The organism is Anaerotruncus sp. 80, from assembly GCF_009936115.1.
In the GTDB taxonomy this organism is placed as follows: Bacteria; Bacillota; Clostridia; order Peptostreptococcales; family Anaerovoracaceae; genus Senimuribacter; species Senimuribacter intestinalis.
On the sequence record NZ_QWES01000011.1, the window covers coordinates 111,671 to 127,440 of the forward strand.

A 15,770-nucleotide genomic window follows, 5' to 3' on the forward strand; every position below is an offset into this window, starting at 1 on the left:
CTCCTTGTGTTTCATGGGTGCTGTTACTTAAGATGGATGGAAAAGTATGGATGGCTTAGTTCGCGGCCTTTTTGACAGCTTCTTCGATTTCTGCTACCAACGCGCTGGGCGGAACTTTTAACGCTTCCGCAATGCGAAAAAGTGTTTCCAACGTAGGTTTTCTGATACCTCTTTCAATTGCGGATAGATGCGTTCTTCCGATATCCGCAAAACCGCTGACAACTTCCTGCGACAACTGTTTTTCTTCTTGGAAATTATGAGAAATTCTATATGGTGGACACTTCCGACGATGGAACGAATACTTATCATAGAACTTTTGAACTGACTGGACTGCCAAAGGGTGACTACCGTATCATGGTAAAGCCTCAGACAAAAGTTCGGTTTCATTTCAGAGCGGATACTTACAGAAGTATTTATAAAGAGCCGACCTATAAGGAAATGACAACGCTGGCAAAATCCCTTGCGACAAAGAATATCAAATATAAGAATGAAGACATTGGTGAGCATGCGAGACTGTATGGAAAGAGGGTTGAAGTTCCTCTAGGTTTGGCAAAGTCAGAGGATTGCTTAATGGGAACTACCTTTCAACCATATATTGATATCCAGAAGGATGGAAAAACAGCAAAGCTGAGTCTTCGTGTAAAGGGAACAGCACAGTATGTAGATCTTTGGGGTGATTATCTGTATTACGATTCAATCAGGTTTTATACCAGCAGCAGGACTACGACTTTTGATATAGGCTATGATGATGCACATGGATATTACAGCTACAAGAAAGGATTATATTTCCGAACTAATTATTGGAGTGCAACGCTGTCAAGCAATACGAAACGGAGAGATGCGCAGATTGATAAGCTAATTAAGATTTTTAAGCAGAAGAATGTAAAGGTGCGCATTTATCATTACGAGGATGGCAATTACATTTGGGGAAAGCTTTCTGATGGAGAGCGCAAGAACTGGCTTGCAGTGTTTCAGAAGTACAAGAAAATGCTTAAGGAGTATGAATAGGGATATACAGCAATAGATCAGGTAAGTTGATAAAGTGGAAAGAGGTTTAAGTATGAAAATTTGTAAAGTATGTGGAAAAGAATATGATGGTGCTATAGAAAAATGTGAGATTTGTGGTGCTGGTTTCGCTCCTTGAAAGTGACAGTGCTTTTTATAATCAGGGCATTGTGGACGTTTCCTATCGCTATCCGAAGATGTACGTCATCAGACCGCAGCATTTTATTTCGCTGGAGAAAAGTCATGAATAACGATGATTTTAAAGTATATTTTAACGACGAAGATTTTTCAGAGCACATTGACTTCGTTGTATGAAATGAGTATAATATGATTAGAATATAGCTATCAAAATAGAGGAGGCGCCACTATGAATATTCGTCCGTCTGCAGCAATTCGTCAAAATTACAACGAGATTGCTGACATGTGCAGAAAGACAGCAGAGCCAGTATTCCTTACAAAGAATGGGGAAGGCGATTTAGTCGTTATGGATATAGAAACATACAATAGACGAGAAAAGATGCTGAAGCTAAGAGAGGAATTGTTAGCGGCAGAAGAAGATAGAATTGCAGGGAGAATAGGATGCACTCTTGATGAACTGGATTCTTATCTTGATGATATCATCTCAGAGGCTTAAATATGAGTAAAGAAACAAAATATCAAGTCATCATTTCTGATAAAGCGAAACAGATGATAGGAATGCATATTCGTTTTATGGGCCAAGTTAACAGAGAAGCGGCAAGCAGTAAAAGGAAAGAACTGATTGCAGCGATGCGCTCTCTTGAACAAATGCCCCAACGGTTTCCTTGTTTTGAGGGACCGTATATTACACCGAATAAGTACCATAAAATGTTTGTGGACAAATGGTATTTGATACTTTATCAGATTCAAGACAATCGTGTCTATGTGGATTATGTGATTGACTGCAGAAGAGATTATAGTTGGCTGGCACAATCATAAGGAACAGGCAGTGTACAAAGCGAGGAGAAAACTCCTCATCTGGTTCAATCGTTTTATTGCACTGCGTTTTATGGAGGTCAACGGTTATCTGCCTTCTCGTGTTCGTGTGTTCACAGATGACAGCGGAGAGTTTCGTCCTGCGATTTTGAAGGAAGCGATGAATTTGGAGCTGGACGGACTGGATCGGGAGAAGGTGTATGGCTATCTGGAAGAGCAGAACAACGAGGAGCTTTATAAGTATCTGCTGTTGACCCAGTGCAATGCTTTGAACAAGTGCCTGCCTTACATGTTTGAGAAAATCGATAACTATACAGAGCTGCTGTTTCCAAGCGGACTTCTGAAAGCAGACAGCGTCATCGGCAGGATGATTTCGGAAATCCCGGAAGAGGACTGGACCGATCAGGTGCAGATTATCGGGTGGCTGTATCAGTATTATAATTCGGAGCTGAAAGATAATACCTTTGCAAAGCTGAAAAAGAATACAAAAATCAGTAAGGACAGAATTCCTGCGGCAACCCAACTCTTTACGCCTAACTGGATTGTGCGCTACATGGTAGAAAATTCACTGGGACGTCTTTGGCTGGAAGGTCATCCAAATGACAGCCTAAAAGCGGAGTGGAAATATTATCTGGAAGAGGCAGAACAGGAACCGGAAGTAGAGGCGCAGCTTTTGGAAATCCGTAGGGAGTACCAGAACATTAAGCCGGAAGAAATTAAGGTGATAGACCCTTGCATGGGAAGCGGGCATATATTGGTCGCTGCTTTTGACGTGCTGATGAAAATCTATACCTCCTGCGGCTGGTCTGAATGAGATGCGGCAAAGAGTATTGTGGAAAATAATCTTTATGGACTTGACATTGACGACCGGGCAGGACAGCTTGCTTATTTCTCCGTGATGATGGAAGCAAGAAAGTATAACCGCAGAGCTTTAAACGGCGACCTTGAACCAAAGGTGATGGCAATTGAAGAAACGAAGTTTATGACCGGTGAGATGATTTCCTATGTGGCAAATGGAGATAAAGCATTGCAGGAAGATTTGACTTATCTAAAAACGGTATTTGACGATGGGAAGGAATATGGAAGTATTCTTACTGTAAAAAGCCTTGATTTTGTTAGAATCTACAGTAGGCTTTCCGAACTGGAAACTGTAGTGCCGGAAAATCTGCTGGATCAGCTTGTTCATGATCAGGCCCTGTCGCATCTGAAACCAATTATCATGCAGGCAGAAATTTTGTCCGGAAAGTTTGATGCGGTAATTACCAATCCGCCGTATATGGGTGGAAGCGGTATGGACGCAAGGCTGAGTAAATATGTGAAAGATCATTATCCGGATAGTAAGAGCGATTTGTTTGCGGTGTTTATAGAACGGTGCAAAGAAATGACAGCGGTGAACAGATATCAGGCAATGATTACACAGCATGCGTGGATGTTCCTGTCCAGCTATGAAAAACTGCGTGGAAAGCTATTAAATGTTGACACGATTAATATGGCGCACTTAGGAGCAAGAGCGTTTGAGGAAATAGGTGGAGAAGTAGTTCAGACCACCAGCTTTGTTATGCAGAAAAGGCAGATTAAAGGATTCAAAGGCACTTATTGCCGTTTGATAGAGCCAACGACGCAGCAGGGGAAGGAAGATATGTTTCTTGCGGGAGAAAATCGCTATGAATCCCAGCAAGCCAACTTCGCCAAGATACCGGGAAGCCCAGTGGCGTATTGGGTGGGGGAGGATAAAGTAAAGTATTTTGTACATAATATGGAGGCGGTTTTAAATTGTAAAACAGGATTAATTTGTGGTAATAATGAAAAGTATATTAGACATTGGTATGAAGTAAAAGATGATAAAATCTGTTTGAATTGTATGAGCCTTGGGGATGGGTCAATAGAAAATGTAAATAAGTGGTTTCCGTATAATCATGGAGGAGAACGAAGAAGATGGTATGGAAATCATAATGATGTTGTTAACCTACAGAACAGTGGCGAGTCAATAAAGAAAGAAAAGGGGGCTATGATGCGAAATTCGGATTTTTATTTTAAAAGTGGAATCACATGGAATAGAGTTGGCAGCGGGAAAAAGTTTGCAGCAAGAGTAGCTTTAGAAGGATTTGTATTTGATGATGTTAGCCCATCAGGATTTTTATATGATAAAATGTATTATAGTATTCTGGGTTATATGAATTCAAAAGTGTTTCAAGAGTATCTTCAAATTTTTTGTACAGCGCTAAAAACCGAAATAGGTCATATTCAAAAAGTTCCATACTTAATGTCAAAGCATGAGTTGACAAATAAAGTGGTTAAAAACAGTGTTGATTTATTAAAAACTGACTGGGATTCCTACGAAGCGTCCTGGGATTTCAAGAAGCATCCGCTAGTGTGAGGGAAACTATGAAAGTAAATGTACAAGATTATAAAAAATCGATATATGAGATTGGCTTGGATAAGGATTCAGAAGCGGTAATTTGGGACTTTTATGTTACGAAAGCAATATGCAAATCTGCATCTCAAAAACGATCTGCAAGTGACTATGGACTATCGAAATTACCCTATGAAGAAATGTTGGAAGTTGCTGGAGTGGCTGCCGATAATGCGGTAATTTTGCTAGCCGATACCATGAAGGAGACTTTGAAAAAATTAGATTTGGAAACCGAAGCCGGAAGCGGGAAAAACAAGCACCCTATTGAAATCGAAACTGAAGAATGTAGATTTGCAATCATAACTCCTTATAGAATAGCTGATGATAAAGCACCAGAAGCAAAATGCGGAAAGGCAGAAAGTCTGTTGACCCATATAAGGAATGCTTTGGCTCACGGAAATACATATTTTTTCGATGATGGAAAAGTAATGCTTGAGGATAAAGATTCACAAGGAAAGATTACAGCAAGAATTATTGTAAAAAAAGAAACGCTATTTGATTGGATACGTTTAATTGATTTTGAAGAACGGTATTACCATATTTATCGGCGATGAATTTTGTATATTTGCAAGATACTATTTTAATGCTTGATAAATGGAGAGATGCAAGAGCTTAGTAATATGAAGAAAGATGATTTGTTATGCTTATTAGATGTAGCAACGAATACAGAATAGAACTTTGAGATGGACAGTATGGATGAAAAGGAACCTATGAACCAAGCACACCGTGTAATCTATGAAAGACTATATGGAAAATTTGAAGAATTAATAGAGAATAAAGACCGGTTTCATGATGAGAGTGCTTCGTTATATAAAGAAGCATTAGAAAAATATGAGAAATAGTGAATTGTGATTGCTGAGAGTAGGCATTAAACCAACTCTGTAGGTGAGAGAGTAAACATAAAATTAGAAAACAAAGAAGGAGAACTAACCGTGAAGTTCATTCATTTATCAGATCTTCACTTGGGAAAGCGTGTAAACGAATTTTCCATGATTGAAGATCAAGAATACATATTGAAAAAAATTTTAGGTGTAATCGATGAAGAAAAGCCTGATGGCATTTTGATAGCGGGAGACGTATATGACAAAGCGATTCCTTCTGCGGAAGCGATAGAAATGTTTGATGATTTTTTAGTGAGTTTGGCTAAACGGAAAATAGAGGTTTTTATTATTAGCGGAAATCATGATTCTGCTGAGCGGCTCGCATTTGGAAACAGGCTGATGGATACCAGCGGCGTTCACTTTTCACCTGCATACAACGGAAAGGTTGAACCGTTTTTCTTAGAAGATGCACACGGGGTAGTAGGAGTGTACATGCTGCCTTTTATTAAGCCGGCCCATGTGCGTCAGTTTTATCCTGATGAAGAGATAGTAACCTATACTGATGCAGCTCGTGTTGCGGTAGAGCAAATGCATATTGATTCAAATCAGAGAAATATTTTGATAGCACATCAATTTGTTACTGGCGCACAGCGTTCTGATTCAGAGGAACTGTCTGTTGGCGGTGTAGATAATGTAGATGCATCTGTTTTTGAGGGATTTGATTATGTGGCGCTGGGACATATTCATGGTCCGCAGAATATTGGTTCTGAGCGGATTCGGTATTGTGGTACACCGCTAAAATACTCTTTTTCAGAGGCGAATCATAAAAAGTCTGTTACAGTAATTGAACTTTTGGAAAAAGGAAATTTTCAGGTGCGGACGATTCCTCTTGCGCCAAAGCGTAACATGGTAGAGCTAAAAGGAACTTATGCCGAATTAACGATGAAAAGCTTTTATGAAAACACCACCTACCGGGAGGATTATGTTCATGTCATTTTAACTGATGAGGATGATATTCCGGATGCAATTTCTAAGCTTCGGAGCGTTTATCATAATATCATGAAGCTGGATTATGATAATAAACGTACTCGGCATGTGGCACATATTGGCACAAGTGGGGAGGCAGAAAAAAAGTCACCGCTTACTCTATTTGAGGAGTTGTACACAAAACAAAATGGTGTTGAGATGATGGAAGAACAGAAGGAATTCATGCTGCAGCTGATAGAAGAAATATGGGAGGATAAGTAATGAGACCTATAAAGTTGACGATGTCGGCATTTGGACCTTATGCAGGAAAGACTACGATTGAAATGTCTGAACTTGGAGAAAATGGCATATATCTGATTACCGGAGATACAGGTGCAGGGAAAACTACGATTTTCGATGCCATTACTTATGCGCTATATGGAGACGCAAGTGGTGCGAATAGGGAAGCAAGCATGTTTCGCTCCAAGTATGCGGATAACCACACGCCAACAGAGGTGGAACTGACTTTTACATATGTTGGGAAGGAGTACCGCATAAAACGGAATCCTGAATATATAAGACCCAAAACCCGCGGAGAAGGTTTTACAATCGAAAAGCCGAGTGCTGAGCTGCATTATCCAGACGGCAGACTTGTAACCAATCAAAAAGAAGTAAATAAAGCAATTGCTGATATTTTAGGGATTGAAAGGGAACAATTTACGCAGATTGCAATGATTGCACAGGGAGATTTTCTAAAATTGCTTTTGGCAGAGACTAAAGAACGAAAAAAGATTTTTCAAAGACTTTTTCATACTGAAAATTATGCGCTTTTGCAGGAGAGACTGAAGGAGGAAGCAAAATCTCTTGGCGAAGCATATGAAAAAGTTAAAGACGATATTGGCAGAGCGATAGAACGAATCGATTGCGGTGAAGAGGACGTAGGATCCATAGATGTTCAAAAGGCAAAAGATGGCGAGCTTTCGATTGTGGAGACGATACTACTATTAGAAACAATTCTTTCGGAGGATAGAGTGCGTATCGACAAACTGAAGGAAGAACAAAAGCTTGATGATGCGGAAATAGAAAAAATTACAACGAGGATAGCAAGGGCAAAAGAACAGGAAAAATCAGAAGCTGCGTTGAAAGAGTCCACTGATAAACTTGCACAGGCTCAGACCAATTTAAAGGCCTTGCAGGAGAAACAGAAGGAAGCAGAAACAAAGACCCCGGAGACAGAAGCTTTAGGCAGGCGTATTGTTGAGCAAAATGCAGAACTGCCAAAATATGACGAGCTGGAAACAGAGAAGAAAAAAGAGACTGAACTGAATGAAGCGATTCGAATCTTAAAAAGCGCATTGGAAGAAAAGCAACAAAGCAGAGAAAAATTGAAAGCAGAAATCGAATCATTAAGAGCAGAAGAAAAACAGCTAAGTCAATCAAGAGAAGAAAAGCTGAAATTCGAGGGAAAAAAAGAGAAACTTGATCAAGAAAGCCTCTCAATTAGAGATTTAAAAACAAAAATTACAGAGATTGATTCTTTGAAGAAGGAGTATGAGAAGGATCAGAATAGCTATCGAGTTAAATCCGCAAAAGCCAATGAGAAGAAACAGACTTACAATCAATTGCATAAATTATATCTCGATGGACAAGCAGGTATTTTAGCAGAGACCCTTTCCGAAGGTGAAGCTTGCCCTGTTTGTGGGTCAAAAAATCATCCATCTCCTGCACAAAAATCTGATGTCGTGCCAACAAAGGAGGAGCTGGAAGAAGCAAAGCAAAGCTTTGAGAAAGAAGAAAAGGAAGCGGTAAAAGCAAGTGAAAAGGCGGCCAAAGATAGGAGTGCGATAGAGGAAAAAGAAAAAACTGTTTTGGAAAGTGCGGCAAAGATTGTGAAGGCCGACTCTCTTGAAGCAATCTTCAGTTTATTGGTGGAAAAAGAAGAGAAGATTGACTTAGAGCTGACTCAGGTTTCACAGCAGTTAGCTGAATTGCAGAAATGCATTGATAGGGAAGAAGAAATAGGGAAGCTGCTGCCTCAAAAAGATTCGGATTATAGTAAAGAGGAAACAGACTTGAATGAGACGGATAAAAACCTATCTGTGAAGAAGAAAGAAGTTGATATACTCAAGGAGAAAATATTGAAGCTATCCAAAAGCCTTGCATTTTCCTCTAAAAAGGATGCCGAGGAGGAAATCGAGAAGCTTTGCGTGCGAAAAGAAACGTTGGATGCTGAAATAAAGAAGGCTAACGAAGCTGTTTCTAATTGTGAAATAGAAATTAAAACTTTACAGGCAGAAATTGCAACCGCGAATAAGGCGTTAGTCGGTAAAATCGAAATAAATCTTGAAGTGGAGGATGAACGTTTAAATGAGTTGAAAGTCGAAAAAGTAGGCAAAGAAGAAAGACTACAAGTGGCATCAACGAGAGTGGCTATTAATGAGAAGATTCTGCCTGAAATCAAAAAGAATATAGAGGAGTCTTCCAAACTTGAACATAAATTAGTTTGGGTGAAGGCATTATCTGATACAGCCAATGGAACTATTTCCGGAAAAGAAAAAGTAATGCTGGAAACCTATATTCAGACGACTTACTTTGATCGAATTATCGCAAGAGCGAATACTCGACTGATGATTATGTCGGGAGCTCAATACGAATTAAAGCGCCGCAAGGAAGGTGATAATGTGCGTAGTCAGAGTGGATTGGAGCTGAATGTGGTTGACCACTATAACGGAAGTGAAAGAAGTGTAAAGACTTTGTCCGGTGGTGAATCTTTTATGGCCTCTCTCTCTTTAGCACTTGGATTATCCGATGAAATTCAGTCTTCTGCAGGAGGAATTCAGATTGATACCATGTTTGTCGATGAAGGCTTCGGATCTTTAGATGAGGAATCCTTAAATCAGGCAATGAATGCACTGATAAGTTTGACAGAAGGAAACCGATTAGTTGGAATTATATCCCACGTTGCAGATTTGAAAAGCAGAATTGATAAACAGATTATTGTGAAGAAAGAAAAGAGCGGAGGAAGCATCGTAAGCCTTTGTGTTTAACAATAAATCTGGGAAAATCTTCGTAGTCGAGTTTGATGATATGATTGTAGTTAAATGATGTGAAACAATAAAAGGTAGAAAATGCTTCGGAGGAAGCATGCAAAGATTTACTTGCTCTCTTGCGGCAGCTGCTAAACAAGCTGCAGCGATATGTGAATGAAAATCAGCTTTACTTTAATTACTTTGGGGACACAGCCCTGATTCGTAAGAAGTTTGAAAAGGACGCTGAAAAAACAAAGCGGATGCTTGCAGGCGCAATTGAGAAAGAACTGGTATATGACTTTCTGGAGGATAATGATACTTATGAGAAACTGCTTGCTGTATTTTGGAATGGATTCTATCAATTATCTGTTTATGCGGAGAAAAATGTTGAACAGGATTATTTCTATGAAGGACAGCAGTGCGATCCAAAGCATTTAATTGAGACGCAAATGAAGAAACACTATCGCACCATTTTAGATATGCTCATGAGGGTAGAATGGTCAATGAAGCAGGAGGGACCTTGGGCAGTTCGTGAATACCAGATGGAACTGAAAGGAATTCTGAGGGCTGCGATAGAACGTGAGGAGTGGGAAGATAAAAGAGATAAAGAATGCGATGATTATAGCGACGATAATTCTGATGCAAAGAAGAATGTGATATTGGAGAGGACGGTAACCAGATTAGTGCTGGGAGAGTGAGGTTAATCCATGTCATGACATTCAGAAGTTATTTGTAAATTATGCACATCCGGTTTTCCATAACAATTTGGTTGACACGGCAGCGCCTTTTACAGGGGGGAACCATTTTACAAAAGAAGGCGTCTGCCTTGCCATAGAAACAGCGGAACTTTCGCTGAAAGGGGAGAATGATAGAAGAATCAGCAAGCTGTCTGGCTGTATTTACTTATTCTGCAAGGGAAAGGAATGCGTCGTCTGTAGTCAGAACATACGGAATTTGAATATGAGAAGTAGTATGCTGCGAGTTTGGATAAAGAAAAATATAACGGAGAAATCCCGGTACGCTTGACACTTGCCAGCATACCGGGATTTGTTAGCTTTTGACATATTTTTGATTTGGGCTTCGTGGTTTATCCGGCAGAGTACGGCGGATAAGGTTACATTTCAGCATAGGTGTTAAAATGTTTTCACGAAAGTATTTTTCAGTTTTAATACCGCAGAATTCTTGCATTTGACTTCTTGTGCGAGGCATCTTACAAAATTCAAGCAGTGCGGACAGCCGAACAGAGTCGAGTTTGATAGTAGCTTCGGTAGTAGCTTCGGTAGTAGCTTCGGTAGTAGCTTCGGTAGTGAAAGCGCTATTTGCAGGACCGACGGTTGCAGTAGCAATCTCAGACAGCGGAACTGTGATACGGAAAATATCACCTTCAACAAATGCCGGCTCGCCACCGGAGTACATTTTTGTGTATTTATAAGTGTTTCGCATGCCGGATCCTAACTCGTCAGCAAGGCCAATTTCTCTAAATACCTTGGAAATTGGAGGATTTTTTTGGAAGGGGTCAAATGTCGCCAGATTTAGCGCACCATATCCATGGGATAAATTCGCGTTTTCCGTAAAAATCCGATTTTTTTCAATGACCAGTTTCGCGATATAGCCACTGGAAAAATCGCGGTGTGCCAGCAGATTAGAAATAATTTCACGTAAGATATGGTCCCTTGCGCTGACGCTTTGAATGCCTTCCAGATGGAAGGTATCGTTTAAATGTTTTTGACCGAAGGCTAGCAATTTGTCATAGCTTTCGATGAGATTGGTTATGACGACTTCCCTGTCATCGTAGCGATCTGTATTGTAAATGCGAAAAATAGCGTCGGTTTTATGCTGTGGAAGCACTGACATGATAGTGCTGTCCTGCCCGAAAAGTAGTATTCCAGCTATGGTAACTCCTTCCTTTTGTGTATGTTCATCAGGAAGAATCAGCCCGGCACTGTGCAGAAGTTCCTCATCTGACATGGATTTCCATGGATGGTTTTCTCCTCTGACTCGCGTCATTTTTCTGGCACGCTCAATTAAATCCGGACGAAGTGCATTAAGCCCAAACCCAGTCACTTTATTTACAAAGTAGGAACCTCTTTTTCTTGCATAGAGCTGAAATACTGCGTCAGAGTGATTTGTGATGTCGATATCTGCATCATGATTTCTGTCATAAATTTTCCCGCCGCAGCGGCATACGTTCGGACTGCTGGGAACTCGAACATAAAGAATCTTTTTCTCTTTAAACTCGTATTCAACTGGAACAAGATAAAGCGGAGGATATAATTTGTTTTCATTGTTGACGGAAGTAACAAAATCTTTCTGCATTTTCTCAATAGAACTCGGGACAATGCCTAAAATTTCGCCGCTGTCATCGACACCGAAGAAAATGTGACCTCCATCACGATTGGAAAAAGCGCATACGGTTTGATAAACATCTTTCGTGATTGCTGTAGTAGATTTTTTGAACTCCACAGTATGGTTTTCCCCTTGATTGATTAATTCTAAAAGTTCAGCAGGCAGCGGCACGGAAAAATCCCCCTTTTATTGTTACTTTGAAAATTTACTATTATCTTCTCCTTAAACCATATTTTCATGCGATATGAAAGTGAGAGCAAAGGATTTTTTGAAGTACCATTATTATAGCATAGAAGAAAACACAATGCCAACTATGTATCGGTCTTTGCTCGGCGTTTGAAGTTTTTGTGAAGGTTATTTTCTCCTGCGCCTTTTTGTGTTACAATAAAATGTATGTAAAAAAGGAGAGCAAGAAGACATGTTGGGATTAACAGCAAGAGAAGCAGAAGAGAGAGCGGCGCAGGGGCTTTCCAACGAGCAGGTGGACTCCTCGACGCGAACAGTAGAAGAAATTATAAAGAGCAACGTATTCACTTATTTTAACTTGATTTTTACGGTACTTGCGGTGCTTTTGATTGTAGTAGGTTCTTTTAAGGACTTGACTTTTATGCTTGTGGTATTTGCTAATACAGCAATCGGTATTGCCCAGGAAATCAAATCGAAGAAAACTTTGGACAACCTGAAACTTTTGAAAATGCCAAAGGCTCATGTTTTTCGAGATGGAAAGGAAGTCGAGCGGCCGGTGGAAGAGCTGGTGCTGGACGATGTGATTGTTCTTCGGGCGGGAAGCCAGATACCGGCGGATGCCATAGTGGTTGATGGCAGCGTACAGGTCAACGAGGCGCTGATTACCGGTGAGTCTGATGAGATTACTAAGACGGCGGATTCTCAGCTTTTGTCCGGCAGCTTTGTGGTATCCGGCACGTGTGCAGCGAAACTGACGGCGGTAGGCAGAAATTCTTACATTTCTAAGCTGACTATTGAAGCGACCAAGGACAAGCACGGCGAGCAGTCGGAGATGATTAAATCGCTGGATAAATTGGTCAAGGTGGTCGGTATTATTATCATTCCGGTAGGACTGATTCTTCTGACACAGCAGTACTTCATTTTAGAAGACGGCTTTAGACACAGTGTTACCTCCATGGTTGCTGCGATATTAGGCATGATTCCGGAAGGGCTTTACATGACGGCGAGCATTGCCATGGTGGTCAGTGCAATGCGTCTTGCAAAGCAGGAGGTGCTGGTTCAGAATATGCGATGCATCGAGACCTTGGCGAGGGTCAACGTGCTTTGCGTGGACAAAACCGGCACGATTACAGAAAACGAGATGAAAGTCGCGCAGATGCAGCGGATTTACGATGGGCTGACAGACGATGAACTGTCCCGCTTAATCGGTGATTTGGCATTTGCCCAGAATCCGGACAATATCACCATGGCGGCGATGCAGGCGTACTTTACAGAAAGGTCGGGAAGAGCCACCCTCAGCGTGTGCGGTTTTTCTTCGAAATATAAATATTGCGGCGCAAGCTACGAGGATGGTAATTTTGTGCTGGGCGCGCCGGAGTTTGTGCTGCGGGAAGCCTTTTCTCAGTATGAAGAAGAAATTACAAAAGTCAGTGAACAGGGATACCGCGTGCTGGCCTTTGCCCGGACAGAAGACGTGCCTGACGGACAGCCTCTAAGCGGGAAGGTCCGGCTTCTGGGGCTTGTCTATCTGACTAATCCGATTCGCAAATCAGCGAAAGAAACTTTTCGGTATTTTGCTGAAAATGGTGTAGGTGTAAAGGTTATCTCCGGGGATAATCCGGTGACAGTTTCCAACGTTGCCCTTGAAGCTGGCATAGAAAATGCTGACAGATACATTGATGCAAGACAGCTTGTGACAGAGCGAGCCGTTTATGAAGCGGTAGAGCGGTATACTGTGTTTGGCAGAGTGACGCCGGAACAGAAGCGCATGTTTGTGAAGGCGCTGAAAAAGCAGGGCAAGATTGTGGGCATGACAGGAGACGGGGTCAATGATATTCTGGCTCTTCGGGATGCGGACTGCTCCATCGCCATGGCGTCAGGAAGCGAGGCAGCGTCCAATGCGGCGCAGCTGGTGCTGATGGACTCCGATTTTTCAAAGATGCCGTCGGTGGTGGCGGAAGGCCGCAGAGTCGTAAACAACATCGAGAAGACAGCGAGCCTGTTTTTGACAAAGAATATTTTTTCGTTGCTACTGGCGCTCTTTTCCATCGTCAACGTGCTGTCATACCCGCTGACGCCGTCACAGCTTACTCTGATTACCATGTTCACCATCGGCGCGCCGTCCTTTGTGCTGTCGCTGGAGCCGAATCACGATAAAATTACGGGAACCTTCTTCGGAAAGGTCTTTAAAATGGCAACCCCTGCAGGGCTTACTACTTTTGTCAGTGTCAGCTCTCTGGTCATATTCGGAAAAGTCTTTGACGTTGATCCAGATTGTATTTCTACAGCCTGCACGATTTTAGTTGGACTGGTTGGCTTTATGATTCTGGGAAAAGTGGCAAAACCGACTAATAGCTTCCATGTAGGGCTGATTGCAGTCATGCTACTGGGCATGGCGTATTGCTTCTTTTTCCAGAAGAGCTTCTTTGGCATCAATCAGATTTCCACGCAGGCTATGATGCTTCTGGTGGTATTCCTCATTGCTACGGAAGGGCTGTTCCGCTATGTGTACAAGTTTACCAGCCTGTGCGGACGGATTCTCGATCGCGGCGGAAAAAGCCGCAAGACAAAGGAAAAGAAGCACAGAAAAAAGATAAAAATCAGCTGGCAGTAACCATTACCGGACACGGCAGGATGTGGATCACATGTAGTATAGGAGCAAATGAAAAGTGAAAGCTGAAATAAGGAATGTAGGAAAGACTTTTTTTGAGAATCTATATGATGGCGTACTGATGGTCGATGCAGAGTATGTGGTTCAGTACATCAATCCCGCTTACACCCGGATTACAGGGATTACGGCGGAAGACATTGTCGGAAAGCCGCTGAAAGATATCTGCCCCCCGGCGCACGTCTTTTGGAAGTAGTCAATTCAGGTAAACCCATCGTTGGAGCGCTTAGAAGCGAACAGGGAATAGACTACACGGTAAATATGTCACCGCTCATAGAAAATCAAAAAATTGTAGGCGGTATTTCTATCGTCAGCAATATTGAAGACGTGAGGACGTTGTCTAATACGATAAATAAATACGAAAATAAAATTCGGCGACTGGAGAATCGGATGCGGTCTATCCATCAGGCTAAATATACGCTGGACAATATCATGGCGCAGGATCCGTTGTCAAAGAAGTTGAAAGAGGATATTAGAAGGCAGGCGCAGGAATGCTTTGAACGGCTCATAGAGGGCATGAAGCAGGCACAGGGTATTACGGAACAGCTAAAGGCGGATAAGCCACTTGAGTGGGTGCAGAAAATGAACAATATCCGAAATACAGTGGAGGAAGTTATCAATGCGGAATTGATTTACGCATTGAGTTGGCGGTAATGCAAAATAAGGGACAAAGTAGCAACCCTACCTTGTCCCTCTTAGTTTTTTATAGGCAAAAGCTTAAACAGGGTCGTTACAATTTGATAACGGTACAACCATTACGGATTTTACCGTCCTCGCCCATGATTTCATTTTTGGTGCGTACTCGTTTGCCTGTCTCGTCAAAAAATACACTTCGTGCGGCAATCTTGATTTCGGGTAGCAGTGTCCTTTCACTGAAAATCAGATGTCAGAGGATTTGATATATAAACTGGGAGTTATCTCACTCCCGTCAAGATAAAATTCATTAACTGCTCTACATCATCAAAATCATCATAATCTCCGTTTATGCCATTTCGATGATACACAACTCCATTTTTCTCATTTCTCTCTAAACAGTCCAAAAGTTTTTCTTCTCCATATTTTTTAGCAAATAAAGTAAATGTGTAGGGTTTGATTTTGCCTAATAATCCTTTCTTGCAATTTTCTTCGCACTTATAACAATGTGTCAGTCCTTTTGCAATCGAACATTTTTTATTCTCACAAACATCATTATCTGGACAACCGTTTGAGCCACATCCATTACAATCAGCATTTTCTGTGCATAAGCAACACGCAAGACCACATCTGGCAATTCCTAATTCTCGTTTCATAAGACACCTCCGCAACTTCTAATTTGTTCCTGTATAAAAAGTATATCACGAAGGCGTGAAGATTTCTATACTGTTGTTCATTTGCATAAGCAG

At 41.4% G+C, this 15,770-nt stretch carries 16 protein-coding genes and 2 pseudogenes; 14 read left to right on the top strand and 4 right to left on the bottom strand.

What is annotated here, in order from left to right; translation table 11 throughout:
• Positions 1-55: 55 nt before the first annotated feature.
• Positions 56-337: a helix-turn-helix transcriptional regulator gene (locus tag D1155_RS15960; protein ID WP_201759549.1), complete on the bottom strand. Its 282-nt coding sequence runs from the start codon at positions 335-337 to the stop codon at positions 56-58.
• On the opposite strand from D1155_RS15960, the gene D1155_RS07060 reads away from it, so the two are divergent.
• The 11 genes and pseudogenes from D1155_RS07060 to D1155_RS07105 all read left to right on the top strand — a co-directional run bounded on the left by D1155_RS07060 (position 271) and on the right by D1155_RS07105 (position 9,886).
• Positions 271-1,008, top strand: a complete 738-nt coding sequence (locus tag D1155_RS07060; RefSeq protein WP_201759554.1) for a hypothetical protein — start codon at positions 271-273, stop codon at positions 1,006-1,008. The genes D1155_RS15960 and D1155_RS07060 overlap by 67 nt on opposite strands.
• Before the next feature lie 104 nt (positions 1,009-1,112).
• Positions 1,113-1,256, top strand: a complete 144-nt coding sequence (locus D1155_RS07065) for a DUF2130 domain-containing protein (RefSeq protein ID WP_160201685.1) — start codon at positions 1,113-1,115, stop codon at positions 1,254-1,256.
• 116 nt (positions 1,257-1,372) lie between these two features.
• Positions 1,373-1,639 (top strand): type II toxin-antitoxin system Phd/YefM family antitoxin, encoded by a 267-nt coding sequence (locus D1155_RS07070; protein WP_160201686.1) that lies wholly within the window; start codon positions 1,373-1,375, stop codon positions 1,637-1,639.
• Between the two features lie 2 nt (positions 1,640-1,641).
• Positions 1,642-1,962 (top strand): type II toxin-antitoxin system RelE/ParE family toxin, encoded by a 321-nt coding sequence (locus tag D1155_RS07075; protein WP_160201687.1) that lies wholly within the window; start codon positions 1,642-1,644, stop codon positions 1,960-1,962.
• Positions 1,922-2,773 carry a hypothetical protein gene (locus D1155_RS07080; RefSeq protein WP_160201688.1) on the top strand — a complete coding sequence of 284 codons (852 nt, stop codon included), beginning with the start codon at positions 1,922-1,924 and terminating at the stop codon, positions 2,771-2,773. Before D1155_RS07075 ends, D1155_RS07080 begins: the two co-directional genes overlap by 41 nt.
• A 12-nt stretch (positions 2,774-2,785) precedes the next feature.
• Positions 2,786-4,336 (top strand): annotated as a pseudogene (gene pglX, locus D1155_RS07085) (BREX-1 system adenine-specific DNA-methyltransferase PglX); the annotation flags it as partial.
• Between the two features lie 8 nt (positions 4,337-4,344).
• A complete protein-coding gene (locus D1155_RS07090) occupies positions 4,345-4,926 on the top strand; it encodes a hypothetical protein (protein ID WP_160201690.1) in 582 nt (193 codons plus the stop codon).
• A 138-nt stretch (positions 4,927-5,064) separates the two neighbouring features.
• Complete coding sequence (locus D1155_RS15570; protein WP_201759550.1) at positions 5,065-5,214, top strand: hypothetical protein; 150 nt, start codon at positions 5,065-5,067, stop codon at positions 5,212-5,214.
• Positions 5,215-5,304: 90 nt separating this feature from the next.
• A complete protein-coding gene (locus tag D1155_RS07095) occupies positions 5,305-6,441 on the top strand; it encodes an exonuclease SbcCD subunit D (RefSeq protein ID WP_160201691.1) in 1,137 nt (378 codons plus the stop codon).
• On the top strand, positions 6,441-9,206 hold the full coding sequence (locus tag D1155_RS07100) for an SMC family ATPase (protein ID WP_160201692.1): 2,766 nt from the start codon (positions 6,441-6,443) through the stop codon (positions 9,204-9,206). The genes D1155_RS07095 and D1155_RS07100 overlap by 1 nt, the downstream gene beginning before the upstream one ends.
• A 119-nt stretch (positions 9,207-9,325) precedes the next feature.
• Positions 9,326-9,886: a hypothetical protein gene (locus tag D1155_RS07105; RefSeq protein ID WP_160201693.1), complete on the top strand. Its 561-nt coding sequence runs from the start codon at positions 9,326-9,328 to the stop codon at positions 9,884-9,886.
• Positions 9,887-10,238: 352 nt separating this feature from the next.
• On the opposite strand, the gene D1155_RS07110 is transcribed toward D1155_RS07105, so the two are convergent.
• A complete protein-coding gene (locus D1155_RS07110; RefSeq protein ID WP_160201694.1) occupies positions 10,239-11,705 on the bottom strand; it encodes an RNA-binding domain-containing protein in 1,467 nt (488 codons plus the stop codon).
• 247 nt (positions 11,706-11,952) lie between these two features.
• On the opposite strand from D1155_RS07110, the gene D1155_RS07115 reads away from it, so the two are divergent.
• From D1155_RS07115 to D1155_RS07125, 3 genes are all read left to right on the top strand, one after another.
• Positions 11,953-14,334, top strand: a complete 2,382-nt coding sequence (locus D1155_RS07115) for a cation-translocating P-type ATPase (RefSeq protein ID WP_160201695.1) — start codon at positions 11,953-11,955, stop codon at positions 14,332-14,334.
• Between the two features lie 55 nt (positions 14,335-14,389).
• The gene (locus D1155_RS07120) at positions 14,390-14,584 is read left to right on the top strand and encodes a PAS domain-containing protein (RefSeq protein ID WP_160201696.1); all 195 of its coding nucleotides are present in this window, start codon (positions 14,390-14,392) and stop codon (positions 14,582-14,584) included.
• Positions 14,585-14,649: 65 nt separating this feature from the next.
• Positions 14,650-15,042 (top strand): TnpV protein, encoded by a 393-nt coding sequence (locus tag D1155_RS07125; protein WP_160201705.1) that lies wholly within the window; start codon positions 14,650-14,652, stop codon positions 15,040-15,042.
• Between the two features lie 82 nt (positions 15,043-15,124).
• Here the strand turns inward: D1155_RS07125 and D1155_RS15810 are convergent.
• A pseudogene (locus D1155_RS15810) lies at positions 15,125-15,274 on the bottom strand (MobA/MobL family protein); the annotation flags it as partial.
• Between the two features lie 28 nt (positions 15,275-15,302).
• Positions 15,303-15,677 carry a DUF3795 domain-containing protein gene (locus D1155_RS07135; RefSeq protein ID WP_160201697.1) on the bottom strand — a complete coding sequence of 125 codons (375 nt, stop codon included), beginning with the start codon at positions 15,675-15,677 and terminating at the stop codon, positions 15,303-15,305.
• Between the last annotated feature and the right edge of the window lie 93 nt (positions 15,678-15,770).